Source organism: Thermomonas flagellata (genome assembly GCF_022419185.1).
In the GTDB taxonomy this organism is placed as follows: Bacteria; Pseudomonadota; Gammaproteobacteria; order Xanthomonadales; family Xanthomonadaceae; genus Thermomonas; species Thermomonas flagellata.
On the sequence record NZ_JAJOZK010000010.1, the window covers coordinates 15,746 to 41,737 of the forward strand.

The window sequence follows — 25,992 nt, forward strand, 5'->3', positions numbered from 1 at the left end:
CAGGCTGGCCGCGCCGGCCTGCGGCCGCTACAATCCACGCTCGCCTGACTTCTCACCGCACCGGACCGGTAGCCCCGCTCCGGCGCGTTTCTGCAACCCCACACTGGGCGATCCCCCTTTGGACAATCCCGCCATCCTCGCCCTCGAAGACGGCACCGTCTTCGCAGGCCATTCGGTCGGTGCGCCCGGCCTCTCCGTCGGCGAAGTGGTGTTCAACACCGCGATGACTGGCTACCAGGAAATCCTGACCGACCCGTCCTACGCCCGGCAGCTGGTCACCCTGACCTATCCGCACATCGGCAACACCGGCTGCACCGACCAGGACGACGAGGCCGACCGGGTCTGGGCCGCCGGCCTGATCGTGCGCGACGTGCCGCGCCGTCCCAGCAGCTGGCGCAGCCAGGCTGCGCTGCCGGATTGGCTGCGTGCGCGCGGGATCGTGGCGATCGCCGGGATCGACACCCGGCGCCTGACCCGTCTCCTGCGCGAGCGCGGCGCGCAGAACGGCGCGCTGTTGGCCGCGGCCGCGCCGGACGAGGCGCTGGACGTCGAGCGCGCGCTGGAGGCGGCGCGCAAGTTCCCGGGGCTCAAGGGCATGGACCTGGCCAAGGTGGTCAGCACCGCGCGGCCGTACCGCTGGCAGGAGGGCCAGTTCGACCTCGACCGCGGCTGTTTCGCCAGCGCCGCCCCGCGCTTCAAGGTGGTGGCCTACGACTTCGGGGTGAAGCGCAACATCCTGCGCATGCTGGCCGAGCGCGGCTGCGACGTGCACGTGGTGCCGGCGCAGACGCCTGCGGCCGAGGTGCTGGCGATGCGTCCGGACGGCGTGTTCCTGTCCAACGGCCCCGGCGACCCGGCGCCCTGCGACTACGCCATCGCCGCGATCCGGGAATTCATCCGGGCGAAGATCCCGCTGTACGGCATCTGCCTCGGCCACCAGCTGCTGGGCCTGGCGGTCGGCGCGCAGACCATGAAGATGGCGCACGGCCACCACGGCGCCAACCACCCGGTGCAGGACCTCGCCAGCGGCCGGGTGATGATCACCTCGCAGAACCATGGCTTCTGCATCGACGAGGCCACCCTGCCGGCGAACGCGCGCGTCACCCACCGCTCGCTGTTCGACGGCACCAACCAGGGCATCGCCTTGACCGACGCGCCCGCCTTCAGCTTCCAGGGCCATCCGGAAGCCGCGCCCGGCCCGCACGACGTGGCCCCGCTGTTCGATGCGTTCATCGCGCTGATGGAGCGCAACGCCAATGCCTAAGCGCACCGACATCCAGTCCATCCTGATCATCGGTGCCGGCCCGATCGTGATCGGCCAGGCCTGCGAGTTCGACTACTCCGGCGCGCAGGCGTGCAAGGCCCTGCGCGAAGAGGGCTACCGGGTGGTGCTGGTGAACAGCAACCCGGCCACGATCATGACCGACCCGGACATGGCCGATGCCGTGTACATCGAGCCGATCAACTGGCAGACGGTCGAGAAGATCATTGCCAAGGAGCGGCCGGACGCACTGCTGCCGACCATGGGCGGGCAGACCGCGCTCAACTGCGCGCTGGACCTGGCCGACCACGGCGTGCTGGAGAAGTACGGGGTGGAGCTGATCGGCGCCAGCCGCGAGGCGATCCGCATGGCCGAGGACCGCGAGTTGTTCCGGCAGGCGATGGCGCAGATCGGGCTGGAATGCCCGCGCGCGGAGATCGCGCGCAGCTTCGAACAGGCGCTGGCGATCCAGGCCAGGGTCGGCTATCCCACCATCATCCGCCCGAGCTTCACCTTGGGCGGCAGCGGCGGCGGCATCGCCTACAACCGCGAGGAGTTCGAGGAGATCGTCAAGCGCGGGCTGGATTTGTCGCCGGTGCACGAGGTGCTGGTCGAGGAATCGGTGCTGGGCTGGAAGGAGTATGAGATGGAAGTGGTCCGCGACCGCGCGGACAACTGCATCATCGTGTGCAGCATCGAGAACCTCGACCCGATGGGCGTGCACACCGGCGATTCGATCACGGTCGCCCCGGCGCAGACCCTGACCGACAAGGAATACCAGCGCATGCGCGACGCCTCGCTGGCGGTGCTGCGCAAGATCGGGGTGGACACCGGCGGCAGCAACGTGCAGTTCGGCATCAACGCCCGCAACGGGCGGATGGTGGTGATCGAGATGAATCCGCGGGTGTCGCGCTCCTCGGCGCTGGCCTCGAAGGCGACCGGCTTTCCGATCGCCAAGGTCGCGGCCAAGCTCGCGGTCGGCTACACCCTGGACGAGTTGAAGAACGAAATCACCGGCGGCCGCACCCCGGCCTCGTTCGAGCCGGCGATCGACTACGTGGTCACCAAGATCCCGCGCTTCGCGTTCGAGAAGTTCCCGGCCGCGGACGCGCGCCTGACCACCCAGATGAAGTCGGTGGGCGAGGTGATGGCGATCGGGCGCTGCTTCCAGGAATCGCTGCAGAAGGCCCTGCGCGGGCTGGAGACCGGCAAGGCGGGGCTGGATCCGACCGGCCTGGATCTGGCCTCCGAGGACGGCCTGCTGGCGCTGCGGCGCGAGCTGAAGGAACCCGGCCCGGAGCGCATCTTCCACATCGCCGATGCGTTCCGCGCCGGCATGAGCGTGGAGGAGGTGCACGCGCTGTCGTTCGTCGATCCGTGGTTCCTCGACCAGATCGAGGAGCTGGTGCAGCAGGAGGCCGAGCTGGTGCGCCGCGGCCTGGACGGGCTGGATGCGGCCTTCCTGCGCGCGCTCAAGCGCAGGGGCTTCTCCGATGCGCGGATCGCGCGCCTGCTCGGCACTACCGAGGGCGCGGTGCGCGCGCTGCGCAAGGCGTTCGGCGTGCGTCCGGTGTACAAGCGGGTGGACAGCTGCGCCGCCGAGTTCGCCACCGGCACCGCCTACCTGTATTCCACTTACGAGGAGGAGTGCGAGGCGCAGCCGACCCAGCGCCGCAAGATCATGGTGCTCGGCGGCGGGCCCAACCGCATCGGCCAGGGCATCGAGTTCGACTACTGCTGCGTGCACGCCGCGCTCGCCCTGCGCGAGGACGGGTACGAGACCCTCATGGTCAACTGCAACCCGGAGACGGTGTCCACCGACTACGACACCTCCGACCGCCTGTACTTCGAGCCGCTCACGCTCGAGGACGTGCTGGAGATCGTCGAGCTGGAGAAGCCGGCGGGCGTGATCGTGCAGTACGGCGGGCAGACCCCGCTGAAGCTGGCGCGCGCGCTGGAGGCCAACGGCGTGCCGATCATCGGCACTTCGCCGGACTCGATCGACCTGGCCGAGGACCGCGAGCGCTTCCAGCGGCTGGTCGACGAGCTCGGCCTGAAACAGCCGCCGAACCGCACCGCGCGCAGCCCCGAGGAGGCGCTGGCCCACGCCCGCGAGATCGGCTACCCGCTGGTGGTGCGCCCCAGCTACGTGCTCGGCGGGCGCGCGATGGAGGTGGTGCACGCCGATGCCGACCTCGCGCGCTACATGCGCGAGGCGGTGCAGGTGTCCAACGACGCGCCGGTGCTGCTGGACCGCTTCCTCGACCACGCGGTCGAGGTCGACATCGACGTGATCGCCGACCGCGACGGCCAGGTGCTGGTCGGCGGGGTGATGGAGCACATCGAGGAAGCCGGCGTGCATTCCGGCGATTCCTCCTGCTCGCTGCCGCCGTACTCGCTGCCGGCGCGCACCCAGCAGCGTCTGCGCGAGCAGGTGGCGGCGCTGGCGCGCGCGCTGCGCGTGGTCGGCCTGATGAACGCGCAGTTCGCGGTCCAGCGCGGTGGCGAGGGCGAGGACGACACCATCTACCTGCTCGAGGTGAATCCGCGTGCCAGCCGCACGGTGCCGTTCGTGTCCAAGGCGATCGGGCGCCCGCTGGCCAAGATCGCGGCGCGCTGCATGGCCGGGATGACGCTGGCCGAGCAGGGCGCGACCGCCGAGATCGTGCCGGGCTACTACTCGGTCAAGGAGGCGGTGTTCCCGTTCGCCAAGTTCCAGAACGTCGATCCGATCCTCGGCCCGGAGATGCGCTCCACCGGCGAGGTGATGGGCGTCGGCCGCAGCTTCGCGGCGGCGTTCGCGCGCGCCGAGGAGGCCGCCGGCATCCGCGCGCCGCAGCCGGGCAAGGCGTTCCTGTCGGTGCGCGACCCGGACAAGCCGCGCCTGCTCGAGGTCGCGCGCACCATGCTGGCGCGCGGCTTTAGCCTGGTCGCCACCGCCGGCACCGCTGACTACCTGCAGGCGCACGGGATCGCCTGCGAGCGGGTGAACAAGGTGACCGAGGGCCGCCCGCACATCGTCGACCTGATCAAGAACGGCGAGATCGCCTATATCATCAACACCACCGAAGGACGGCAGGCCATCGCCGATTCCTTCTCGATCCGGCGCGAGGCGCTGCAGCAGCGCGTCACCTATTCCACCACCGTGGCGGGTGCGCGCGCGCTGCTGCACTCGCTGGACCATCGCGGCGCGGGCGACGTGCTCTCGCTGCAGGAACTGCACAGGGAACTTGCATGAGTCGAGCCCCCATCACCGCCAAGGGCGCGGCGCGGCTGCGCGCCGAGCTGGAGGAACTGAAGTCGGTCAAGCGCCCGGCCGTGATCCAGGCCATCGCCGAGGCGCGTGCGCACGGCGACCTGCGCGAGAACGCGGAGTACCATGCCGCGCGCGAGCAGCAGGGCTTCATCGAAGGCCGCATCAAGCACCTGGAGGCGGAGCTGTCGCACGCGCAAATCATCGACGTGGCGCAGCTGGCCGCCGGCGACCGGGTGGTGTTCGGCGCCACCGTGGTGCTGGCCGAATGCGACGGCGACGGCGAGAAGTGCTACCAGATCGTGGGCGACCTCGAGGCCGACATCCGCCAGGGGCTGATCGCGATCTCCTCGCCGGTGGCGCGCGCGCTGATCGGCAAGCACGCCGGCGACGTGGTCGCGATCGAGGCGCCCGGCGGCACCCGCGAATACGAGATCGTCTCCGTCCGCTACGAGGGCTGAGCCGCCGTGGCGCGGCGGGTCCTGCTGCTGCCGCCGGCCGCGCGCCTCGCGGCGAGCCCGCTGCCACCGGCGCTGGCGCAGGCGCTGGCGCGCGCCGACCGCACGCGTGTCGCGCCCGGTGGCGAGGCGCAGTGCCTGCGCCAGTTCCGCCCGCAGCCGTCGGCCTGGCCGGCGGCCGCGCTGGCGCGCCTGCACGAGGCGGAGGCGCCGCACCTCGCCGGGAACGTCTGGTTGCGCGCCGATCCGGCGCACCTGCGCGCGGACATCAACGGCGTCCGCCTGCTCGGGGTGGGCGCCCGTCTGGGCGTGGATCAGGCGGACGTGGACGCCCTGCTACCGGCGCTGCGCCCGCTGTTCGCGGAGGCCGGGGTCACGCTGGAGGCCCCGCATCCGGCGCGCTGGTACCTGCGGCTGCCGGCGGACACGCCGCTGCCCGCGTTCAGCGCGCCCGAGGACGCCCTCGGCGACGACGTGTTCGCGCATGCGCCGCGCGGCGAGGCGGCGCGCCGCTGGCGGGCGCTGGAAAGCGAGGTGCAAGTCCTGCTGCACAACCATCCGCACAACGCCGCGCGCGTGGCGGCCGGCAAGGTCGCGGTGAACGCGCTCTGGTTCTGGGGCGGAGGCGCGCTGCCCAGCGCGGTGGTTGCGCCTGCGGCCGCGGTGTATTCCGACGATCCGGTGCTGCGCGGCGCCGCGCGCCTGGCCGGCGTGCCCGATCATCCGCTGCAGCACGCCCCCGCTGCCACCGACGAGGTCCTGCTCGACCTGCGCCACATGCGCGACTGGGATGCGCTGCGCGCGCTCGCGCTGCCGCCGCTCGCGGCCGGCGCCGAGGTCGTGCTGGACTTCGCCGATGGCCAAGTGTTCCGCCTCCGCCGCGGCCAGCGCTGGCGGCTATGGCGGCGCCCACGGCCGGGACTGCCGGCATGAGCCCCGCGCGCCGGATCGTGCGCCGCCCGGCGGTGGCGCCGGTAGGCGACTGGCCCGCGCACTGGCCCGATCTGCTGCGGCGGGTGCATGCCGCGCGCGGCAGCGACGCCCGCCGCGCGCTGCCGCGGCTGGCCGACCTGCCGCCGCCGTCGGACCTGCGCGGGATCGAGGCCGCGGTCGGCCTGCTGTGCGCGGCCATCGCCGCCGATGCGCACATCGTGGTGGTCGGCGACTTCGACTGCGACGGCGCCACCGCCTGCGCGGTGGGCGTGCGCGGGCTGCGCCTGCTGGGGGCGCGCCGGGTGTCGCACGCGGTGCCCAACCGCATGGTCCACGGTTACGGGCTGAGTCCTGGGCTGGTCGAGGATCTGGCGGCGATGCAACCCGACCTGGTGGTCACGGTGGACCACGGCATCGCCTGCCATGCCGGGATCGCGGCGGCCAAGGCGCGCGGCTGGCAGGTGCTGGTGACCGACCACCACCTGCCGGGCCCGACGCTGCCGCCGGCGGATGCCATCGTCAATCCCAACCAACCCGGTTGCGGCTTTCCGGGCAAGGCGCTGGCCGGGGTCGGGGTGGTGTTCTACCTGCTGCTGGCGCTGCGTGCCGCGCTGGGGTCGAAGGCCGACCTGGCAGGCCTGCTGGATCTGGTCGCGGTCGGCACGGTGGCCGACCTGGTGCCGCTGGACGCCTGCAACCGCGCCCTGGTCGGCGCCGGCCTGCGCCGGCTGCGGGCGGGGCAGGGCTGCCCCGGGCTGCGCGCGCTCATCGAGGTGTCCGGGCGCCGCGCGGAGACCCTCACCACCGCCGACATCGGCTTCGCCCTCGCCCCGCGGATCAACGCGGCGGGGCGGCTGGAGGACATGGGCCTGGGCATCGCCTGCCTGCTCACCGACGATCCCGCCGAGGCGCGGCGACTGGCCGCGGCCCTGCACGCGATCAACGCGGAGCGCCGCGCCCTGCAGGCGGACATGCAGGAGGTGGCCGAAGCCCATCTGGACGGGATCGACGCCGCGCATGCCGCGGTCCTGTTCGATCCCGACTGGCATCCCGGGGTGGTCGGGCTGGTGGCCTCCAAGCTGAAGGAGCGCCTGCACCGGCCAGCGATTGCCTTCGCTCCGGCCGAACCCGGCAGCGACCTGCTGCGCGGCTCGGCGCGTTCGATCCCCGGGTTCCACATGCGCGATGCGCTGGCGCTCGTCGATGCCCGCCATCCAGGGCTGATCCCGCGCTTCGGCGGGCATGCGATGGCCGCCGGCCTGAGCCTGCCGCGCGCGGCTTTCCCCGCGTTCCGCGACGCCTTCGTGCAGGTCGCGCGCGAGGGGCTGTCGCCCGAACTGCTGACCGACGTCCTCTACAGCGACGGCGCGCTGCGCGCGGACGAACTGCGGCTGGCCACCGCGCTGGCCCTGCGCGACGGCGGCCACTGGGGGCAGGGCTACCCGGAGCCGCTGTTCGACGGCGAGTTCGCCGTGCGCGACTGGCGCGTGCTGAAGGAGCGCCACCTCAGGCTGGAGCTCGAACTGGACGGCGTGCGCTGCCCTGCGATCCACTTCGACGGCTGGGACGGCACGGCGCCAGGCGCGCGGCTGCGGATCGCCTACCGCCTGGTCCCGGACGACTGGCGCGGCGGCGAGGCGGTGCAGCTGGTGGTGGTGCACCGCGAGCCGGCCTGAATGCGCGCGGGCTGGTAAGATGCACGGCCGTTTCCGCCGTGGCTTTCACCCCCATGATCGAGCTCAATCCCCTCCGAGCACGCATCGCCGACCTCAGCGGCCGGCTGGATGCGCTCCGGGGGTATCTTTGACTACGACGCCAAGCGCGAGCGCCTGGAAGAAGTCGAACGCGAACTGGAACACCCGGACGTCTGGAACGACCCCGCCCGCGCGCAGGCGCTGGGGCGGGAGCGCGCGCTGCTGGACAAGACCGTCAATGGGATCCGCAGCCTGAGCGAGGGCCTGGCCGGTGCCGGTGAGCTGCTGGACCTGGCCGAGCTGGAGAACGACGAGGAGACCGCGCTGGCGGTGCAGGCCGACGTCGACCGCTACCAGAAGGGCGTGGAGCAGATCGAGTTCCAGCGCATGTTCTCGGGCCCGATGGACGCGGCCAATGCGTTCGTGGACATCCAGGCCGGCGCCGGCGGCACCGAGGCGCAGGACTGGGCCGAGATGCTGCTGCGCATGTACCTGCGCTGGTGCGAGTCGCGCGGCTGGAAGACCGAGCTGATGGAGGTCAGCGCGGGCGACGTGGCCGGGATCAAGTCCGCCACCTTCCGGGTCGAGGGCGACTACGCCTACGGCTGGCTGAAGACCGAGATCGGCGTGCACCGGCTGGTGCGCAAGAGCCCGTTCGATTCCGACAACCGCCGCCACACCAGCTTCACCAGCGTGTTCGTCTCGCCCGAGGTGGACGACGACATCGACATCGAGATCAACCCGGCCGACCTGAAGACCGACGTGTACCGGTCCTCCGGCGCCGGCGGCCAGCATGTGAACAAGACCGAGTCGGCGGTGCGCATCACCCATGTGCCCAGCGGGGTGGTGGTGGCCTGCCAGACCGAGCGCAGCCAGCACGCCAACCGCGAGCGTGCGATGAAGATGCTGAAGGCCAAGCTGTACGAGCTGGAGCTGCAGAAGCGCAACGCCGAGAAGGACCGCCTGGAAGCCAGCAAGTCCGACATCGGCTGGGGCAGCCAGATCCGCAATTACGTGCTCGACCAGAGCCGGATCAAGGACCTGCGTACCGGCCTGGAGCGTTCCGACACCCAGAAGGTGCTCGACGGCGATCTCGACGAATTCGTCGAGGCCAGCCTGAAGATGGGCCTGGACGCCGGCGCCAAGCGCAGCGATGCGGCCTGAAGCGGCGCTCGCGGGACTGCTGCTGGCTGCCGCTGCGGCAGTCCCGGCCTCGGCCCGTCCTTCCCGCTGCACCGCCCCGCGACTGGTCTTTCATCCCCACGGCGCTGCTGCGCGACCCGGCCGCACCCGGCCGGGTGCAGGCTGCCGCCCCTACGCCCCCTCGCCATGACCACTGTCCCCGCCAGTCCCGATGACAACGCCCTGATCGCCGAGCGTCGCGCCAAGCTCGCTGCGCTGCGTGCGCAGGGCATCGCGTTCCCCAACGACTTCAGGCGCCGCGACTACGCCGGCGACCTGCAGGCGGCCTATGCCGATGCCACGCAGTGGACGGGCGAAGCGCTGGAGGCCGAAGGCCGCACGGTGGCGATCGCCGGGCGCATGCTGGCCAAGCGGGTGATGGGCAAGGCGGCGTTCGCCACCGTGCAGGACATGAGCGGGCGCATCCAGCTGTTCCTGCAGGCCAATGCGCTGGGCGAGGCCTACGAGGCGTTCAAGGGCTGGGACATCGGCGACATCGTGGCGGCCGAGGGCCGCCTGATGCGCACCAAGACCGGCGAACTGTCGGTGAAGGTGGAGACGCTGCGCCTGCTGGTGAAGGCGCTGCGGCCGCTGCCGGACAAGTTCCATGGCCTGGCCGACGTCGAGCAGCGCTACCGCCAGCGCTACGTGGACCTGATCGTCACCCCGGAGGCGCGCGAAGTGTTCGTCGCACGCTCGCGGATCGTTGCCGCGATCCGCCGCTGGCTGGACGCGCGCCGCTTCCTGGAAGTGGAAACGCCAATGATGCATTACATCGCCGGCGGTGCCACCGCGCGCCCGTTCGTCACCCACCACAACGCGCTGGACATCGACCTGTTCCTGCGGGTGGCGCCGGAGCTGTACCTCAAGCGCCTGGTGGTCGGCGGCCTGGAGCGGGTGTACGAGATCAACCGCAACTTCCGCAACGAGGGCGTATCCACCCGCCACAACCCCGAGTTCACCATGCTCGAGCTGTACGAGGCCTACGCCACGTACACCGAGGTGATGGACCTGACCGAGCAGTTGATCCGCGACGTGGCGCGCGAGGCCATGGGCACCACCGTATTCGAATGGGACGGCCATCGCATCGACCTCGGCCCGGCGTTCCGCCGCTGGCGGCTGGAGGAGGCGGTGCGCGAGTTGAACCCGGAGATTTCCGCGTCCGACTGCCGCGACCGCGAGGCGCTGGCCGCCCACTGCGCGCGCCTGAAGATCCCGGTCAAGCCCGGCGACGGCTGGGGCAAGCTCTTGCTGGAGATCTTCGAGAAGACCGTCGAGACCGGCCTGATCCAGCCGACCTTCATCACCCATTACCCGGTCGAGGTCAGCCCGCTGGCGCGCGAATCCGACAGCGAGCCGGGCATCACCGACCGCTTCGAGCTGTTCATCGGCGGCAAGGAGCTGGCCAACGGCTTCTCCGAGCTGAACGACCCCGAGGACCAGGCCGCCCGCTTCCGCGCCCAGGTCGCGGCCAAGGAGGGCGGCGACGACGAGGCCATGCACTACGACGCCGACTACATCCGCGCGCTGGAGGTCGGCCTGCCGCCGACCGGCGGGCTGGGGATCGGGATCGACCGGCTGGTGATGCTGCTGACCGGCTCCAGTTCGATCCGCGACGTCCTCCTGTTCCCGTACATGCGGCCGCAGGCCGGGGGCTGAGGCGCGCATGGCTGGCCGGTCCCTGCCGCCGTCCGCGTGGCCCGGGGGAGAAGCCGGCGCGCGACCGCGACGGCGATCACGGGGACGCGCATGGCCGAACGCCCGCCACTTGCCATCCCGCCGGGGCTGGACCACGATGCCGAGCATGCCGGCGGGACATTGCATATGCAGGACGGGCCGATGGACATCGTGATCGTCGATGACCAGGCGTCGGCGCGCACCATGCTGCGCCACATCGTGCAAGATCTTGGCCCGCAGCTGCGGGTGCACGACTTCGGCGACGCCACCGAGGCCCTGGCCTGGTGCCGCCAGCACCGCCCGGACCTGCTGCTGCTCGACTACCGGATGCCGGACCTGGACGGGATCGAATTCGCCCGCGCGTTCCGCGAGCCGCTCGGCAACCGCGACGTGCCGATCATCCTGATCACCGTGATCGGCGACGAGCCGGTGCGGCAGGCGGCGCTGGACGCCGGGGTGATCGACTTCCTGGTCAAGCCGATCCGCCCGCGCGAGCTGCGCGCGCGCTGCCGCAACCTGCTGCAGCTGCGCCAGCAATCGGAGTCGGTCAAGCAGCGCGCGCTCTCGCTGGAGCAGCGCCTGCTGGCGAGCATGCACGAGGTCGAGGAGCGCGAGCGCGAGACCCTGTCGCGGCTGGCGCGCGCGATCGAGCTGCGCGACGCCGGCACCAGCGCCTACCTGGAGCGGATGGCGCACATCGCGGGGCTGGTGGCCGAGGGCCTCGGTCTGCCCGAGGACCAGGTGCGCACCATCGAACTGGCCGCGCCGCTGCACGACATCGGCAAGATCGCGATCCCGGACGCGCTGCTGATGAAGCCCGGCCCGCTCGACGAGGCCGAGCGCGAGCGCATGAAGCAGCATCCGCGGATCGGCTACCAGCTGCTGCGCGACAGTCAGAACCGCTTCATCCAGGTCGGTGCCCTGATCGCGCTGCGCCACCACGAGCGCTACGACGGCAGCGGCTACCCGGACGGGCTGGCCGGCGAGGACATCCCGCTGGAGGCGCGGATCGTGACCGTGGCCGACGTGTTCGACGCGCTGATCTCGCCGCGCCCGTACAAGGAGGCCTGGAGCATCGAGCGCGCGCTCGACTATCTGCGCGCGCAGAGCGGCAAGCTGCTCGATCCGGCCTGCGTGCAGGCGCTGCTCGACAACGAGCCGCGCCTGCGCGAGATCTGCGAGCGCTACAGCCACGTCACCCCGCACCCGGGGTGGCAGGCTGCGTAGGCGGCGCATGACCGCGGCGCTGACCTGGCTGCGTGCGCGCCTGCACGGGCGCGCCGACAGCGAGCACCAGCAGGTGCTGGTGCGGATCGCCATCACCGCGCTGTTCTCCGCCTATCTCGGCTGGCTGGTGCAGGATGCCGCCCCCGGCGCGGCGCTGCGCCTGACCTGGCTGGTGCTGCTCGGCGAACTCGGGCTGTCGGTGCTGCTGTTGGCGGCGATCGTGCGGCACCCGGCGCCGTCGCATACGCGGCGCTGGGTCGGGATGCTGGCCGACTACGCCGCGATCGGGCTGGTCATGCACCTGCAGGACAAGGCCGGCGCGCCGCTGTACCCGGTCTACCTGTGGGTCACGATCGGCAACGGCCTGCGCTACGGGCCGCGCTACCTGTATGCCTCGACCGGGCTGGCGCTGCTGTCGTACATGTTCATGGCCATGTACACGCCGTTCTGGCGGCAGTATCCGTACCTCTCGGTCGGCCTGCTGCTCGGGCTGGGCGCGGTGCCGATGTACTTCCAGGGCCTGCTGCGGGCCTTGAACCATGCCCTGGAGGATGCACGCCAGGCCAACCAGGCCAAGAGCGTGTTCCTGGCCAACATGAGCCACGAGTTCCGCACCCCGCTGAACGCGATCAACGGCATGGCCGAGCTGCTGGCCAGCACCCCGCTGGCGCCGGAGCAGCGTACCTACGTGGAGACCCTGCAGAGCTCCGCGCGCGGGCTGCTGGAACTGGTCGAGGACGTGCTCGACATCTCCGCGATCGAGGCCGGCAAGCTGCGCCTGCGGATCGGCGAGTTCGTCCTGCGCGGCCTGTTCGACGATCTCGAGCGTTTCTTCCGGCCGATGGTGCGCAACAAGCAGCTGGACTATCGGGTCACGTTGGATCCGGGCCTGCCCCTGCGCCTGCTTGGCGACCGTGCGCGCCTGCGCCAGGTGCTGACCAACCTGATCGGCAACGCGATCAAGTTCACCCAGGCCGGCAGCGTGCGGGTCGAGGTCGCGCCGCTGGGCCCGGCGATCGGCAAGCAGGTCTGGCTGCGCTTCACCGTCACCGACACCGGCCCGGGCATCCCGCTCGCGCTGCAGCCCAAGCTGTTTGAGGCCTTCGAGCGCGGCGAGGTCAGCCTGTCGCGGCGCTTCGGCGGCACCGGCCTTGGCACCAGCATCGCCAAGGGCCTGACCGAGGCGATGGGCGGGCGCATCGGCTTCGAGAGCCAGGAAGGCGAGGGCACCCGGTTCTGGGTCGAGCTACCGTTCGAGGTCGCGCTCGACGTCTCCCCGGCGGGCAGCTCGCTCAGCGACGACGCTCTGCGCGGCGCCGGCGGCAACGTGATCGCGTTCAGCGATCCGTTCGTGCGCCACCGCGCGCGCGTCCCGGCGCAACGCATCCTGGTCGCGGACGACCATCCGGCCAACTGCCTGCTGCTGCAGGGCGTGCTGCAGAAGGCCGGGCACAAGGTGTTCGTGGCCGAGGACGGCGATGCCGCGCTGGACGCCCTGCACGAGGCGGAGTTCGACCTGGCCATCATCGACCTGCACATGCCCGGCATGGATGGCCTGACCCTGCTCAAGCACCTGCGGGTGATGCAGGCCGGGCGCAGCCGCCGCACGCCGGTGATCGTGCTCAGCGCGGACGCGACCCAGGAGGCGGTCGAGCGCTGCACCCGCGCCGGCGCGCGCGCGTTCCTGACCAAGCCGTTCGCCAGCCGGCAGTTGCTCGACCTGGTCATGGAGATCGCCACCGGCGAGGCGCCCAGTGCGCCGGTGGCGGGTGGGCCGCGGGCGGCGGTGGAACCGGCGCAGGTGCTGGATCCGTCGATCCTCGATGAATACGCCGCGCTCGGGCTCGGCGCGCAGTTCGAGGCCGAGTTCGTGGGGCAGTGCGTGGCCGACGCGCGGCGCGCGGTGCGTCGGCTGCGCGAATGCGCAGAAGGCAGCGACTGGGACATGCTGCGCGAGCACGCGCACGCGTTGAAGGGGATCGCCGGCAACCTCGGCCTGGTGCAGCTGGCCGCGCATGCCGGGCAGGTGATGCGGATGACCGTGCTGGAGCTCTCGCGCGACTGGGGCCGCCATGCACAGGCGCTGGCGGACGAGCTGGCCGCTGGCGAGCAGGCCCTGGCCGCGCGCGGGCATTGGCAGCCCGCGCACGGGGAGCAGGGCTGACCTGCCGGCTCAGGCGCTGGCGACCGCCTCGGCGGCGCCGTGGCGGCGGTATTGCGCGCGCACCAGGCGCTCCATCGTGCGCAGCGGCTTCTCGCCGAGCTGCAGCGCGGTGTCCACCCAGACCTCGGTGATCGCCATCATCTCCTCCAGCGTCACCGGCTGCGCCATCGCCCGCACCCGGTGCATCGCCGCGCGCGCGTGCGGGATGCGGCGGTTGCTGCGGATCACCTCGGCGACCGCCTGCTCGCCCTGGCCGCGTGGGGCCAGCACGTCCACCAGGCCGAGCTTGTACAGCTCCTCGCTGCTGTAGACCTCGCCGCTGAGCATCAGCTGCTCGGCCTTGTGCGGCGGGATGCGCTTGCACAGGAAGGAGTAGGCGCCCATGCCGGGGAACAGGTCGAACAGCACCTCCGGCAGGCCCATGCCGACGCCTTCCTCGGCGACGATGGTGTGGCAGCTCAGCGCGGCCTCGAAGCCGCCGCCGAGGGCGTCGCCCTGCACCAGCGCGATGCTGTGGGCACCGGCGTCCAGCCCGGTGTGGAAGGCGTGCACGCCGCGCACGCACTGGCGCGCATAGGTCAGCAGCGCATGCCGGTCCTGGCGGCGGATGGCGTCGCAGAAGTATTCCAGATCGCCGCCGAGGTTGAACGCATCGCAGTCGGACGCCAGCACCACGTGGCGCAGGGTGTTGCCGCCGTTGTCGCGCTCGCGGCGCAGGCGGTCGGCCAGCGACCACTGGTACTGCAGGATCTCGTTCACCAGCTGCGGCTTGAAGCAGGCGCGGCCCGGCGCCTGCGCCAGGTCGGCGTGCATGTAGCACCAGTGGGTGGCCGCGTCCGCCGACTCGGCGGTGCGCAGGGTGGCGTAGCGGGGGACGGGGGACAGCTTCTCGACGTTGGACATGGCTCGGCTCCGGGCAGGCGCCGCCGGTCCGGGTCCGCCGGCGGCAGGGGGATGGTGGGAGGACCCGTGCCGCCTGTATGCGCCGATTCGGTGCAAAGCGCAACCGCGGCCGGCGGGCGCCGGCCGGGTGCGAGGTGCTGCATGGCGGGCGGCCTCAGCTGGCCGCGGTCGGGCTGCGCAGCTCCTTGCGCAGGATCTTGCCGACGTTGCTCTTGGGCAGCTCGCTGCGGAATTCGACGTACTTGGGCTGCTTGTAGCCGGTCAGGTTCTCGCGGCAGTAGGCCTTCACCGCCTCGGCGGTGAGCGCCGGGTCCTTCTTCACGATGAACACCTTGACCGCCTCGCCGGACTTCTCGTCGGGCACGCCGATCGCGGCCACCTCGAGCACGCCCGGCATCATCGCGATCACGTCCTCGACCTCGTTCGGGTACACGTTGAAGCCGGACACCAGGATCATGTCCTTCTTGCGGTCGACGATGTAGAAGTAGCCCTGCGCGTCCATCCGCGCCATGTCGCCGGTGTGCAGCCAGCCGTCGGCGTCGATCACCTTGGCGGTCTCGTCCGGGCGCTGCCAGTAGCCCTTCATCACCTGCGGGCCCTTGACGCACAGCTCGCCGACCTCGCCCGGGGGCAGCAGATTGCCGGCGTCGTCCTTGATGCAGACATCGGTCGAGGAGATCGGCAGCCCGATCGAGCCGTTGTAGTCGCGCAGGTCCATCGGGTTGATGCAGACCGCCGGCGAGGTCTCGGTCAGGCCATAGGCCTCGACCAGGGGGCAGCCGGTGACCTGCTTCCAGCGCTCGGCGACCGCGCGCTGCACCGCCATGCCGCCGCCCAGGGTCAGGTGCAGGCGCGAGAAATCCACCTTGTCGAAGCCGGGGGTGTTGAGCAGGCCGTTGAACAGGGTGTTGACGCCGGTGATCGCGGTGAACTTGAGGTCGCGGATGTCCTTGACGAAGCCCGGCATGTCGCGCGGGTTGGTGATCAGGTGGTTGCGCCCGCCGAGCTTGATGAAGCCGAGGCAGTTCGCGGTCAGGGCGAAGATGTGGTAGAGCGGCAGCGCGGTGACGATCAGCTCTTCGCCCGGCTTGCAGTTCCCGCCGACCCAGGTGCTGGCCTGCAGCATGTTGGCGACCAGGTTGCGGTGGGTCAGCATCGCGCCCTTGGACACGCCGGTGGTGCCGCCGGTGTACTGCAGGAAGGCGAGGTCCTCCAGCGTGATCCGGACTTCCGGCAGCGCGTGCATGCGCCCGAGGGTGAGCGCATCGCGGAAGCGCACCGCGCCGGGGATGTCGTAGTCCGGCACCATCTTCTTGACGTGCCGCAACACGAAGTTGACCAGCGCGCCCTTGGGGAAGCCGAGCATGTCGCCGAGCCCAGTGGTGATCGCGCGCACGCCCGGCATCTGCGCCAGCACTTCCTGCGCCACGTGCCCGAAGTTGTCCAGCACCAAGAGCACGCTGGCACCGGAATCGGACAGCTGGTGCTTGAGCTCGCGCGCGGTGTACATCGGATTGGTGTTGACCACCACCAGCCCCGCGCGCAGCACGCCCAGCAGCGCCACCGGGTATTGCAGGCAGTTGGGCATCATGATCGCGACGCGGTCGCCCTGCTTGAACTTGAGCTCGCCGAGCAGGTAGGCGGCGAAGTCCCGGCTCAGGCGATCGACCTCGTCGTAGCTCAGGATCCGCCCCATGTGCGAGAACGCCGGCTTCGGGCCGTAGTCGCGCACGGCTTCGGCGAACACGTCCGGGATCGAGGAATAGCGCGACAGGTCGATCTCGGCGGGCACGCCCGCAGGGTAGTGGGCCAGCCAGGGACGGTCCGGATGCATGCGTGTCTCCCCTCGGTGCGAAGCCGCCGCGGTCGCGCAGGCGGCCTATGATTTGCGCCGGATTTGAGCATAGGGGGCGGGGGGTGGCAAGGCAGCTGCCGACACATCCAACGGTTGCCGCAACGCAGCACGGGCGCGGCCTGCGCAGCCTCGGGATCGGGCTTGCGTGGCTGCTGACCGCGCTGCTGCTCGGCTGCACGCGGCCGCCGCCGGAGGCCGCGGTGCGTGCGCGTCTGCAGGTGCTGGAACAGGCGATCGCGGCGCGCGATGCCGGTGCCTTGCGCGAGGTACTCGCGCCCGACTTCGTCGGCAATGACGGGCTTGACCGCGACGGCGCGCGGCGTCTCGCCGCCGGGCTGTTCCTGCGCCACCGCGCGGTGCGGGCGCGGCTTGGCCCGGTCGCGGTGCAGTTGCATGGGCCGGCGGCGGCCACCACCCGCTTCACGGTCGTGCTGACCGGGGGCGACGGCGGGCTGCTGCCGGACACCGGCCAGGCCTATCGGGTCGAGGCCGGATGGCGCCAGCAGGGCGGGCAGTGGCGGCTGCACAGCGCCGCGTGGGAACCGGTTCTGCGCTGAGGGGCGCATGCGCGGGTGTGCCGCGCCGCGCTCGCGATCGAGCTGGCGCAGCACGTAGTGCAGCAGGCCGCCGTGGTGGGCGAGCCGGCGCGTCCGCGAAGCCCGGCTTCGCGCGCCGGCGAGCGCCCCGGCGCGTGCCGCGCCGGGGCGGGGCTTCCGCCGTGGCCGGGGCTTACGCTGCCTGGCGGCCGGCGAGCTGGCGCAGCACGTAGTGCAGCAGGCCACCGTGGCGGAAGTACTCGACTTCCTTCGGGGTCAGCAGCAGCACGTCGACCGCGAACTGCACTTGCGCGCCGTCCGCGCGGGTGGCGGTGACCTGCGCAACCTTGGCGGCGCCGTCCTCCAGCCCGGTCACGGCAAAGGTCTCCTCGCCGGTCAGGCCCAGCGACTGCGCGTTCTGGCCGTCGCGGAAGCGCAGCGGCAGCACGCCCATGCCGACCAGGTTGCTGCGGTGGATGCGCTCGAAGCTCTCTGCGATCACTGCCTTCACCCCAAGCAGGTAGGTGCCCTTGGCTGCCCAGTCGCGGCTGGAGCCGGTGCCGTATTCCTTGCCGGCGATCACCACCAGCGGCACGCCATCGGCCTTGTACTTCATCGCCGCGTCGTAGATGGCCAGCTTCTCGCGGGCACCGTCAGGCCCGAAGTACAGGGTGTTGCCGCCTTCCTCGCCGCCCAACATCAGGTTCTTGATGCGGATGTTGGCGAAGGTGCCGCGCACCATCACATCGTCGTTGCCGCGGCGACTGCCATAGCTGTTGAAATCGGCCGGCTGCACGCCGCGCGCGATCAGGTAGCGGCCGGCCGGGGAATCCTTCTTGATGCTGCCGGCCGGGCTGATGTGGTCGGTGGTGATGGAGTCGCCGAACAGGCCGAGCACGCGCGCGCCGTGGATGTCGGCGATGTGCCCGACCTGCATGGTCATGCCGTCGAAGTAGGGCGGGTTCTTGATGTAGGTCGAGGCCGGATCCCAGGCGTACAGCTCGCCGTCGGCAGAGGCGATCGCGTTCCAGCGCGCGTCGCCCTTGAACACGTCGGCGTAGTTCTGGGCGAACAGCTGCGGGCCGACGGTGGCGGCGATCGCATCGCCGATCTCGCGGTTGCTGGGCCAGATGTCGCGCAGGTAGACCGGGTTGCCGTCCGGGTCGTGGCCGAGCGGGTCGCGGGTGAGGTCGAGGTTGACGGTGCCGGCGATGGCGTAGGCCACCACCAGCGGCGGGCTGGCCAGGTAGTTGGCCTTCACTTCCGGATGCACCCGGCCCTCGAAGTTGCGGTTGCCCGACAGCACCGAGGCCACCACCAGGTCGTGCTCGGCGATGGCGCGCGAGACTTCGTCCGGCAGCGGGCCGGAGTTGCCGATGCAGGTGGTGCAGCCATAGCCGACCACGTAGAAGCCGAGCTGCTCCAGCGGCTCGAGCACGCCGGCCTGGCGCAGGTAGTCGGTGACCACCCGCGAGCCCGGCCCGAGCGAGGTCTTGACCCACGGCTTGGCCTTCAGGCCGCGCTTGACCGCATTGCGCGCCAGCAGGCCGGCGCCGAGCATCACCGCCGGGTTGGAGGTGTTGGTGCAGGAGGTGATCGCCGCGATCACGACCGAGCCGTCGCTGAGCTCAGCGTCGGCGTCGCGCATGCGGAAGCGCGCGACCGGGCTGGCGGCCAGGTGGTGGCCCTGCGGCTGCGCGCCGCCCTCGGCCTCCAGCGCCTTCTCGGCGGCATGGCTGGCCGGCGTGCGGTGCGCCACCAGCGGGGCGAGATTGCTGGCGAAGTTGAGCTTGACATCCTCCAGCAGCACCCGGTCCTGTGGCCGCTTGGGACCGGCCAGCGAGGGCTTCACGTCACCGAGGTCGAGGTGCAGGGTGGCGCTGTAGTGCGCATGCGGGCTGTCCGGCGCGTGCCACAGGCCCTGCGCGCGCGCGTAGGCCTCGACCAGCGCGATCTGCGCCTCGCTGCGGCCGGACAGGCGCAGGTAGTTCAGCGCCTCCGCATCGATCGGGAAGATGCCGCAGGTGGCGCCGTATTCCGGGGCCATGTTGGCGATGGTGGCGCGGTCGGCCAGCGGCAGGTGCTGCAGGCCGTCGCCGTAGAACTCCACGAACTTGCCGACCACCCCGAGCTTGCGCAGCATCTGGGTCACGGTCAGCACCAGGTCGGTCGCGGTGGCGCCTTCCGGCAGGCGGCCGCTGAGGCGGAAGCCGACCACCTGCGGGATCAGCATCGAGGACGGCTGGCCGAGCATGGCCGCCTCCGCCTCGATTCCGCCCACGCCCCAGCCGAGCACGCCGATGCCGTTGATCATGGTGGTGTGGCTGTCGGTGCCGAACACGGTGTCCGGCAGCAGCCACGGGGTGCCGTCGATCTCGCGCTCCATCACCACCCGCGCCAGGTACTCGAGGTTCACCTGGTGCACGATGCCGGTGTTGGGCGGCACCGCGCGGAAGTTGGTCAGCGCCTTCTGGCCCCAGCGCAGGAAGGCGTAGCGCTCCGCGTTGCGCTCGAACTCGATGCGGCCGTTGAGGTCGAGCGCGTCCGGGCGTCCGTATACATCGACCTGGATCGAGTGGTCGATCACCAGCTCCGAGGGGATCTGCGGGTTGATCTGCTCCGGCCGCCCGCCCAGGCGCGCGACCGCGTCACGCATGGCCGCCAGGTCGACCACGCACGGCACCCCGGTGAAGTCCTGCAGCACCACGCGCGCCGGCATGAAGGCGATCTCGGTCGCAGGTTCGGCCTTGGGATCCCAGGTCGCCAGCGCCTCGATGTGCTCGCGGCCGACTGTGATGCCGCCGTCCTCGTGGCGCAACAGGTTCTCCAGCAGGATCTTGAGCGAGTAGGGCAGGTGGCGGATGTCGAAATGGCGCGCCAGTCGGGGCAGGCTGGCATAGGTATAGGTCTTGCCGTTGACGGTGAGCTGGTCGCGGGTGGCGAAGCTGTCGGCCATGGGAACCTCGCAGGACGGGCTGGGCGGGGGGCGTGCGGCGGGCCGGTGGCCGCCGACGGGAGGGAGCGTACCTGAAAAGTATGTATGATCCTTGCATACTTTTCCATGCGGAGGCGTCATGGAGGTGAGCGTCGGCGAGCGCGGCCAGATCACCCTGCCCAAAGCGGTGCGCGATGCACTGGGGCTGGCCAAGGGCAGCGTACTCAAGGTCGAACTGGAGGGCGGGCGGATCGTGCTCAGCAAGCACGTGGACGATGCGATCTCGCGGGTGCGCGGGCGCTTCGCGCGCGAGCCGGGGGCGGACGCGCCGGCATGATCGCGGTGGATGCCGAGGTGCTGGTGGAACTGCTGGCGGACGGCCCGCGCGCGGACGCCGCCGAGGCCTGCCTGCGCCAGGCCCTATCGGCCGGGCGGGTGGTGGTGTGCGATGCCACCCTGGCCCAGGTCTGCGCCGCGCTGCGCGACGGCGCCGAGGTGCTGGCCGCGCTGGAGGAGATGGGCGTGCACTACAGCGCGCTGCAGGCCAAGTCCGCCCTGCGCGCCGGCGAGATGCAGCGGCGCCAGCGCCAGCGCGGCGGTCCACCCCGCGCGCTGGGCCAGTTCCTGACCGGCGCGCATGCCCTGCTGCAGTGCGACGGCCTGATCACCTTCGACCCGGGTTTCTACCGCGAGTACTTCAAGGGCCTGCGCCTGATCGTGCCCAAGCCCTGATCCACCCCGAGCGCCGCGCGCCCGGGGTGGCTGCCTCCCGCGCTCACTTGGTCTGCAGCGAGACGTCGTCGATCAGGAACGAGGTCGGCACCTGTGCGCCTTCGGTGCCGAGGAAGTACACCCGCACGGTCTTGCCGCGGTAGGCAGTCACGTCGAAGCTGCGCTGCACGTAGCTGCTGCCCTTGTTGAGGTTGGAATAGGTGGCCAGCGTGGTCAGCACCGCGTTGGAACTGTCGCGCAGCTGCACCTTGAGGGTGTCGTAGGCGGTGGTGGTGCTGGTCTCGTCGCTGGCCACCCGCAGCCAGAAGGTCAGGATCGCCTGGGTCGCATTCGCGGGGATGCTGACGGTCTGGTACAGGGTGTCGGTGCTGGCGCTGCCATAGCCGTTCAACCAGGCCTTCCAGCTGCCGGCGCGCGCGGGATAGCCCGGGTCGTTGGAGACCACCCCGCTGGTGGCGGTCCAGTTGCTGCTGCCGGATTCGAAGCCGCCGTTGGCGATCCGCTCCACCGCGGGCGGGCTGTTGTCGACCGCAAAGCCAACTGCGGAGGATGTGCCGACGTTGCCGGCGGCATCGTAAGCCTTGGCCACCAGGGTGTGGCTGCCGTTGGCCAGGGTGGTCGAATCCACTGCCAGTGCATACGGCGCGCTGCTGTCGCTGCCGCGCAGGCTGCCATCGACCAGGAACTCCACCCGGGTCACGCCGACGTCGTCGCTGGCGGTGGCGGCCAGGGTGATGCTGCCGCTGCTGCCGCTCACGCTGGCGCTCACGCTCGGCGGGGTGGTGTCCGGCAGCGGGTTGCTGATGCTGAAGGCCACCGCGCTGGAAGTGGCGCTGTTGCCGGCGGCGTCGAAGGCCTTGGCGGTCAGGCTGTGGCTGCCGTTGGACAGTGCGGTCGAATCGTAGGCCAGCGACCACGGGGCGCTGGTGTCGGTGCCGACCAGCACGCCGTCGATGCGGAACTCGACCTTGACCACCGCGACGTTGTCGCTGGCGCTGGCGGCGAGGGTGATGCTGCCGCTGCTGCCGCTGACGCTGGCGCTGACGGTCGGCGGAGTGGTGTCCGTCGGCGGCGCGCTGAGCTGCTCCACCCACACCGGCGCCGACCACAGCCGCAGGCCGTTGGCCTGGGTCACCTGCACGTAGTAGAAGTGCTTGCCGGCGGCGGGAGTGAAGGTATAGCTACCGCTGCCCTCGGCCAGCTGGGTGACGCTGCCGTTGCGGCCCGGCACGCCCTCGAAGAACTGCACCCGCTGCGCGCTCTGGCCGCTGCTGCTGGCATAGTTCGCCACCAGCGTGAGCGCGCCAGAGTTGGTGAAGTTCTCGCCCATGATCCGCCCATTGGCGGTCAGCACCAGCTGTCCGGTGCGATCCTCGGTGGCGAACGTGCGCCGCGCGCGCAGGGCGTCGAAGAAGTTGGCCGGGGTCAGGGCCGCGCTGCTGGGCAGCAGCACGCCGGTGCGGTTGCTGAAGCTCAGGCCCCAGTTGGCGCAATGGTTGTCCTGGTTGCTGGCCGGCGCCAGCCGGTAGCCGGCCTCCAGCAGCTTGTTCCAGGCCGTCACGTAGCTGCTGCGCCCGGTTTCGCTCATCGTGGTGTTGGTGGAGAAGGCCGAGCTGTTGAGCACCTCCGCCAGCACCATCACCTCGGCACCGTTCGGATCGTAGGCCAGGGCCACGCCGTTGATCTGGAACTGGCCGCTGGTGGCCGGATGGTTGAACTGGCCGATCCAGCCGCGCTGCTTCATGGTCGCGTACAGCGCGGCGTAGTCGCTCTTGGGGGTCTCGACCCCGCCCAGCAGCTGCCCGGCGCCGTTCTTCTCCCAGGTCGCCAGCGCGTCGGGATTGAGGATGTTGAGGTGGCCGCCGTTGCTGATGACACCCCACTCCAGGCCGTACAGGGCCAGGAAGCCCGGGTTGGCGGCGCGGTAGCTCGCGGCTAGCTGCAGGCCGCTGTTGAAAAGCGCGTTGGCATTGGCCGGGGTCGCCGCGGCGTTGGTGCCGGTCGAGCCGTCGTACATGTGGTTGTGCTCGGAGGCGAGCAGGAAGTCGCCGCCAGCCTGGGTACGCATCATCGCGTAGGCCTCGCTCGGCCCCAGGGTCCCGGCCTGCGGGGTCTCCGCGCCGCCGCAGCTGGCCACCGGCACGCCGCCGTCGCTGTGGTTGGTCTGGCTGTGCAGGTTGCCGTAGTAGATCGTGTACGGCAGGCCGCCGGTGGCGGCGGCCAGGCTCTGGCGGGTGGGGGCGCCGGTGGCCGCGGCGGTGATCGCGCCGACCGCGAGCGGGCGGCTGGCGGGCATGCGCGCCTTCGGCACCCGCCCGAGCATCACGTCGTAGGTCTGCTCGACCACTTCATCCGGGAAGGCGGCGAAGGCCTGGGCGATGCGCTGCTCGAGGCCGAGTCCGGCGTCCTCCGGCAGGCTGACCGTCGGCACCGCGCGCAGGCGCACGCTGTAGTAGCCGGCGGCGAGTGGGCGCCCGTCCGCGGCGCGGCCGTCCCAGGCGGTGGCGACGCTGGCACGGCCGTGCTCCAGCCGGGTGATGCCGCGTTCGCCGGCGATCCGGCGGCCGGTCGGGTCCAGCACGTCGAGTGTCCACGCCGCGTGGGTGTGCGGGCCGGCCGCGGGATAGTCGAAGTCGAGCCGGATCGGCCAGCGTCCGGCGCGGGCCTGGAACGGCACTGCCAGGGTGGCGTCGAACTCGTAGTGGTCTGGATGGGCCAGCTCCCCGGCCAGCAGCGGGCCGGCGGAGAGGGCGAGCAGGCACGCCAGCAGGCGCGCGCGCAGCGTGGGCATGGGCATGGTCGCAGTGTCCCCAGTGTGGGCCCGCGTCCGTGCAGGCGATGAAGGCATCCCCCGAAGGCCGCGCAGGATGGGCGGCCGATGTGACGCGGCGATGACGGCGCTAGCTGGCGCCGAGCAGACCGGCGGCGGCATCGGCCATGGCGCGGCGGGCGAACACGAAATCCCACAGGCTGCCGCCCAGCTGCCGCCACAGTACCGCGGCGCGCAGCGCCGCCAGCAGCAGGGCGCGGATCTCGGCGATGACCCCGGCCTGCGACAGGTAGTGCGGATTGCCCTGGACCATGATCCGCGGGCGCAGGGTGCTCAGGGTGTCCGCGTACAGCCGCGCCAGCGCGCCGATCACGTCCGGGTGGGTGCTGCCGTCGCGCACGGCCTGGCCCTGCAGCAGGCGCAGGCTGTTGCGCACCCGTTCCACCATCGCCGGCTGGGCCACGAAGCGGCGCTCCAGCTGCAGCACCGCCAGCGCGAGCCGGGTGACCGCCTCGTCCTTGCCCTCGCGCGCCAGTTGCGCACGCAGCAGGCGCAGCCCGGGCTGCAGCGCCGCCACCCCGCCGAGCGCGCTGGCGGTGTCCGGGGCGTCGATCCGGAACACGCTGTCCAGCGCCACCTGCAGTTGCGCACTGTCGCCCTGGCCGGTATCGGCGACCCGGCGCACCTGCGCCAGCGCCTGCAGCAGCGCGGCCAGCGCCAGCACGCGGTCTTCGTATTCGCTCATGCACTCCCACTCCGCTGATCGGGCAGGGCCGGGGCATCGGTCGCGGCGATCACCGCGCCGCCCAGGCACAGCTCTCCATCGTAGAGCACCAGCGACTGCCCGGGGGTCACCGCGCGCTGCGCGCGCGCGAAGCGGACCCGGATCCGGCCGTCGTCCAGCACCTCCACCTCGCAGGCCTCCTCCGGCTGCCGGTAGCGGGTCTGCGCGCCGCAGGCGAAGCGCGCCGCCGGCGGGGCGCCGGCGATCCAGTGCGCGGGCTCGGTCCACAGCTGGCGCGACTGCAGCCACGGCGAGTCGTGGCCCTGGTCGACGTAGAGCACGTTGCCGGCCACGTCCTTGCCGACCACGAACCAGGGTGCCTGCGGGCGCCCGCGCACGCCGCCGATCTGCAGCCCCTCGCGCTGGCCGAGGGTGAAGAAGAACACCCCCGGGTGGGTGCCCACGGCCTGCCCGTCCGGGGTTCGGATCGGGCCGGGCCGGGCCGGCAGGTAGCGCGCGAGGAAGCCGCGGAAGTCGCGCTCGCCGATGAAGCAGATCCCGGTGGAATCCTTCTTGGCCGCGGTCGGCAGGCCGGCCGCGGCGGCGATCCGGCGCACCTCGCCCTTCTCGAGCTCGCCCAGCGGGAAGCAGGTCGCCTCCAGCTGCGCCTGCCCGAGCTGGTGCAGGAAATAGCTCTGGTCCTTGCCGCGGTCGCGCGCGCGCAGCAGGCAGGCGCGGCTGCCGCGGCGCTCCACCCGCGCATAGTGGCCGGTGGCAATGCGCTCGCCGCCCAGTTCGCGCGCGGCGGCGAGGAAATGCTTGAACTTGATCTCGCGGTTGCACAGCACGTCCGGGTTGGGCGTGCGCCCGGCCGCGTACTCGTCGAGGAAATGGCGGAACACGCCGTCCCAGTACTCGCGCGAGAAGTCGCGGAAGCGGATCGGGATGCCGAGCCGCCCGGCCACTGCCACCGCGTCGCGGCGGTCCTCCTCGGCGCGGCACTCGCCGCTGCCGTCGTCCGCCCAGTTCTGCATGAACAGACCGATGACCGGGTGGCCGGCGTCGCGCAGGCGCAAAGCCGCGACCGAGGAATCCACCCCGCCGGACAGCCCGACCACTACCCGCGGCAGGCTCATGCCAGCGACTGCACCGCGTCCAGCGGGTGCCGGCACCCGCCGAGGAAATCCGCGGCGACCCGCCACACCAGCGGGCTGCGGTGGCGCGCGGCCTGCGCCTGCAGTTCCTGCGGGGTCAGCCAGAGCGCGCGCTCGATGCCGGCATCCAGCGTCGCTCCGGGGACTTCCCGCAGCGGCACGGCCGCAAACGCGAAGCGCAGGTAGTGGCGGCCGGTCTCGGGGGCCTTCCACTGGTAGGCCCCGATCCAGGCGGTCAGGCATACCTGCCAGCCGGTTTCCTCCAGGGTCTCGCGCAGCGCGGCGGCCTGCAGGCTCTCGTCCGGCTCCAGGTGCCCGGCCGGCTGGTTCAGCACCAGGCGACCGCCGATCCGCTCCTCGACGCACAGCAGGCGGCCGTCGCGCGCCACCACGGTGGCCACGGTGACGTCCGGCTGCCAGACAGAAGGGCGGGCGGCGCTCATGGCCGTCCGCGCGGGCGCGCCCGGCGCGCTTGAGTCGCTGCATGCATGGCCCCATTGTCCGGATCGCCGGTGTCGCCGTCCATGCGGCGCG

The 25,992-nt window shown here is 71.4% G+C and carries 19 protein-coding genes; 12 read left to right on the forward strand and 7 right to left on the reverse strand.

The window, feature by feature from the left end; all coding sequences use genetic code 11:
• The first annotated feature begins 118 nt into the window (after positions 1 to 118).
• From carA to ML340_RS09950, 9 genes are all read left to right on the forward strand, one after another.
• Positions 119 to 1,264: a glutamine-hydrolyzing carbamoyl-phosphate synthase small subunit gene (carA, locus tag ML340_RS09910; RefSeq protein ID WP_240099195.1), complete on the forward strand. Its 1,146-nt coding sequence runs from the start codon at positions 119 to 121 to the stop codon at positions 1,262 to 1,264.
• Entirely contained in the window at positions 1,257 to 4,499 is a 3,243-nt protein-coding gene (carB, locus tag ML340_RS09915) for a carbamoyl-phosphate synthase large subunit (RefSeq protein ID WP_240099197.1), read from the forward strand. The genes carA and carB overlap by 8 nt, the downstream gene beginning before the upstream one ends.
• Positions 4,500 to 4,510: 11 nt before the next feature.
• Positions 4,511 to 4,975: a transcription elongation factor GreA gene (greA, locus tag ML340_RS09920; protein ID WP_486679353.1), complete on the forward strand. Its 465-nt coding sequence runs from the start codon at positions 4,511 to 4,513 to the stop codon at positions 4,973 to 4,975.
• Positions 4,976 to 4,981: 6 nt separating this feature from the next.
• Complete coding sequence (locus ML340_RS09925; protein ID WP_240099201.1) at positions 4,982 to 5,905, forward strand: phosphoglycerate mutase; 924 nt, start codon at positions 4,982 to 4,984, stop codon at positions 5,903 to 5,905.
• Positions 5,902 to 7,581, forward strand: coding sequence for a single-stranded-DNA-specific exonuclease RecJ (gene recJ, locus ML340_RS09930; RefSeq protein ID WP_240099202.1), 1,680 nt, complete (start codon positions 5,902 to 5,904; stop codon positions 7,579 to 7,581). The genes ML340_RS09925 and recJ overlap by 4 nt, the downstream gene beginning before the upstream one ends.
• A 108-nt stretch (positions 7,582 to 7,689) precedes the next feature.
• Positions 7,690 to 8,763, forward strand: a complete 1,074-nt coding sequence (gene prfB / locus ML340_RS09935) for a peptide chain release factor 2 (protein ID WP_240099204.1) — start codon at positions 7,690 to 7,692, stop codon at positions 8,761 to 8,763.
• A gap of 165 nt (positions 8,764 to 8,928) precedes the next feature.
• Positions 8,929 to 10,440, forward strand: a complete 1,512-nt coding sequence (lysS, locus tag ML340_RS09940) for a lysine--tRNA ligase (protein ID WP_240099206.1) — start codon at positions 8,929 to 8,931, stop codon at positions 10,438 to 10,440.
• Between the two features lie 90 nt (positions 10,441 to 10,530).
• Positions 10,531 to 11,685, forward strand: coding sequence for an HD domain-containing phosphohydrolase (locus ML340_RS09945; protein WP_425608311.1), 1,155 nt, complete (start codon positions 10,531 to 10,533; stop codon positions 11,683 to 11,685).
• A gap of 7 nt (positions 11,686 to 11,692) precedes the next feature.
• The gene (locus ML340_RS09950) at positions 11,693 to 13,849 is read left to right on the forward strand and encodes an ATP-binding protein (RefSeq protein WP_240099208.1); all 2,157 of its coding nucleotides are present in this window, start codon (positions 11,693 to 11,695) and stop codon (positions 13,847 to 13,849) included.
• A 9-nt stretch (positions 13,850 to 13,858) separates the two neighbouring features.
• On the opposite strand, the gene ML340_RS09955 is transcribed toward ML340_RS09950, so the two are convergent.
• Entirely contained in the window at positions 13,859 to 14,752 is an 894-nt protein-coding gene (locus ML340_RS09955) for a crotonase/enoyl-CoA hydratase family protein (RefSeq protein ID WP_240099210.1), read from the reverse strand.
• A gap of 154 nt (positions 14,753 to 14,906) precedes the next feature.
• Positions 14,907 to 16,586 carry an AMP-binding protein gene (locus ML340_RS09960; protein ID WP_240099212.1) on the reverse strand — a complete coding sequence of 560 codons (1,680 nt, stop codon included), beginning with the start codon at positions 16,584 to 16,586 and terminating at the stop codon, positions 14,907 to 14,909.
• An 83-nt stretch (positions 16,587 to 16,669) separates the two neighbouring features.
• Here ML340_RS09960 and ML340_RS09965 point away from each other — a divergent pair, with 83 nt between their 5' ends.
• Positions 16,670 to 17,164: a nuclear transport factor 2 family protein gene (locus tag ML340_RS09965; protein ID WP_240099214.1), complete on the forward strand. Its 495-nt coding sequence runs from the start codon at positions 16,670 to 16,672 to the stop codon at positions 17,162 to 17,164.
• Positions 17,165 to 17,336: 172 nt separating this feature from the next.
• Here ML340_RS09965 and acnA read toward each other — a convergent pair whose 3' ends face one another.
• Complete coding sequence (gene acnA / locus ML340_RS09970) at positions 17,337 to 20,219, reverse strand: aconitate hydratase AcnA (protein WP_425608312.1); 2,883 nt, start codon at positions 20,217 to 20,219, stop codon at positions 17,337 to 17,339.
• Between acnA and ML340_RS09975 the strand changes: the two genes are divergently transcribed.
• Together ML340_RS09975 and ML340_RS09980 are read left to right on the forward strand one after the other, a co-directional pair.
• The gene (locus tag ML340_RS09975; protein ID WP_240099217.1) at positions 20,218 to 20,415 is read left to right on the forward strand and encodes an AbrB/MazE/SpoVT family DNA-binding domain-containing protein; all 198 of its coding nucleotides are present in this window, start codon (positions 20,218 to 20,220) and stop codon (positions 20,413 to 20,415) included. The two genes, acnA and ML340_RS09975, sit on opposite strands and share 2 nt — an antisense overlap.
• Positions 20,412 to 20,810: a type II toxin-antitoxin system VapC family toxin gene (locus tag ML340_RS09980; protein WP_240099219.1), complete on the forward strand. Its 399-nt coding sequence runs from the start codon at positions 20,412 to 20,414 to the stop codon at positions 20,808 to 20,810. Before ML340_RS09975 ends, ML340_RS09980 begins: the two co-directional genes overlap by 4 nt.
• A 43-nt stretch (positions 20,811 to 20,853) precedes the next feature.
• Here the strand turns inward: ML340_RS09980 and ML340_RS09985 are convergent, their stop codons facing one another.
• The 4 genes from ML340_RS09985 to ML340_RS10000 all read right to left on the reverse strand — a co-directional run bounded on the left by ML340_RS09985 (position 20,854) and on the right by ML340_RS10000 (position 25,901).
• Positions 20,854 to 23,607, reverse strand: a complete 2,754-nt coding sequence (locus ML340_RS09985; RefSeq protein WP_240099221.1) for an Ig-like domain-containing protein — start codon at positions 23,605 to 23,607, stop codon at positions 20,854 to 20,856.
• Between the two features lie 103 nt (positions 23,608 to 23,710).
• The gene (gene hflD / locus ML340_RS09990; protein ID WP_240099223.1) at positions 23,711 to 24,325 is read right to left on the reverse strand and encodes a high frequency lysogenization protein HflD; all 615 of its coding nucleotides are present in this window, start codon (positions 24,323 to 24,325) and stop codon (positions 23,711 to 23,713) included.
• Positions 24,322 to 25,440 carry a tRNA 2-thiouridine(34) synthase MnmA gene (mnmA, locus tag ML340_RS09995; protein ID WP_240099225.1) on the reverse strand — a complete coding sequence of 373 codons (1,119 nt, stop codon included), beginning with the start codon at positions 25,438 to 25,440 and terminating at the stop codon, positions 24,322 to 24,324. The genes hflD and mnmA overlap by 4 nt, the downstream gene beginning before the upstream one ends.
• Positions 25,437 to 25,901, reverse strand: coding sequence for an NUDIX hydrolase (locus ML340_RS10000; protein WP_240099227.1), 465 nt, complete (start codon positions 25,899 to 25,901; stop codon positions 25,437 to 25,439). The genes mnmA and ML340_RS10000 overlap by 4 nt, the downstream gene beginning before the upstream one ends.
• Positions 25,902 to 25,992: the final 91 nt, after the last annotated feature.

What these genes read in the sequence shown, in the direction of transcription:
- acnA (WP_425608312.1), bottom strand. Translation starts at nt 20,219, where the DNA reads ATGACGCCTCCGCATGGAAAAGTATGCAAGGATCATACATACTTTTCA.
- ML340_RS09955 (WP_240099210.1), bottom strand. Translation starts at nt 14,752, where the DNA reads ATGTCCAACGTCGAGAAGCTGTCCCCCGTCCCCCGCTACGCCACCCTG.
- ML340_RS10000 (WP_240099227.1), bottom strand. Translation starts at nt 25,901, where the DNA reads ATGAGCGCCGCCCGCCCTTCTGTCTGGCAGCCGGACGTCACCGTGGCC.
- ML340_RS09980 (WP_240099219.1), top strand. Translation starts at nt 20,412, where the DNA reads ATGATCGCGGTGGATGCCGAGGTGCTGGTGGAACTGCTGGCGGACGGC.
- recJ (WP_240099202.1), top strand. Translation starts at nt 5,902, where the DNA reads ATGAGCCCCGCGCGCCGGATCGTGCGCCGCCCGGCGGTGGCGCCGGTA.
- ML340_RS09985 (WP_240099221.1), bottom strand. Translation starts at nt 23,607, where the DNA reads ATGCCCATGCCCACGCTGCGCGCGCGCCTGCTGGCGTGCCTGCTCGCC.
- ML340_RS09945 (WP_425608311.1), top strand. Translation starts at nt 10,531, where the DNA reads ATGGCCGAACGCCCGCCACTTGCCATCCCGCCGGGGCTGGACCACGAT.
- ML340_RS09960 (WP_240099212.1), bottom strand. Translation starts at nt 16,586, where the DNA reads ATGCATCCGGACCGTCCCTGGCTGGCCCACTACCCTGCGGGCGTGCCC.
- lysS (WP_240099206.1), top strand. Translation starts at nt 8,929, where the DNA reads ATGACCACTGTCCCCGCCAGTCCCGATGACAACGCCCTGATCGCCGAG.
- ML340_RS09950 (WP_240099208.1), top strand. Translation starts at nt 11,693, where the DNA reads ATGACCGCGGCGCTGACCTGGCTGCGTGCGCGCCTGCACGGGCGCGCC.
- carB (WP_240099197.1), top strand. Translation starts at nt 1,257, where the DNA reads ATGCCTAAGCGCACCGACATCCAGTCCATCCTGATCATCGGTGCCGGC.
- prfB (WP_240099204.1), top strand. Translation starts at nt 7,690, where the DNA reads ATGCGCTCCGGGGGTATCTTTGACTACGACGCCAAGCGCGAGCGCCTG.
- mnmA (WP_240099225.1), bottom strand. Translation starts at nt 25,440, where the DNA reads ATGAGCCTGCCGCGGGTAGTGGTCGGGCTGTCCGGCGGGGTGGATTCC.
- ML340_RS09975 (WP_240099217.1), top strand. Translation starts at nt 20,218, where the DNA reads ATGGAGGTGAGCGTCGGCGAGCGCGGCCAGATCACCCTGCCCAAAGCG.
- hflD (WP_240099223.1), bottom strand. Translation starts at nt 24,325, where the DNA reads ATGAGCGAATACGAAGACCGCGTGCTGGCGCTGGCCGCGCTGCTGCAG.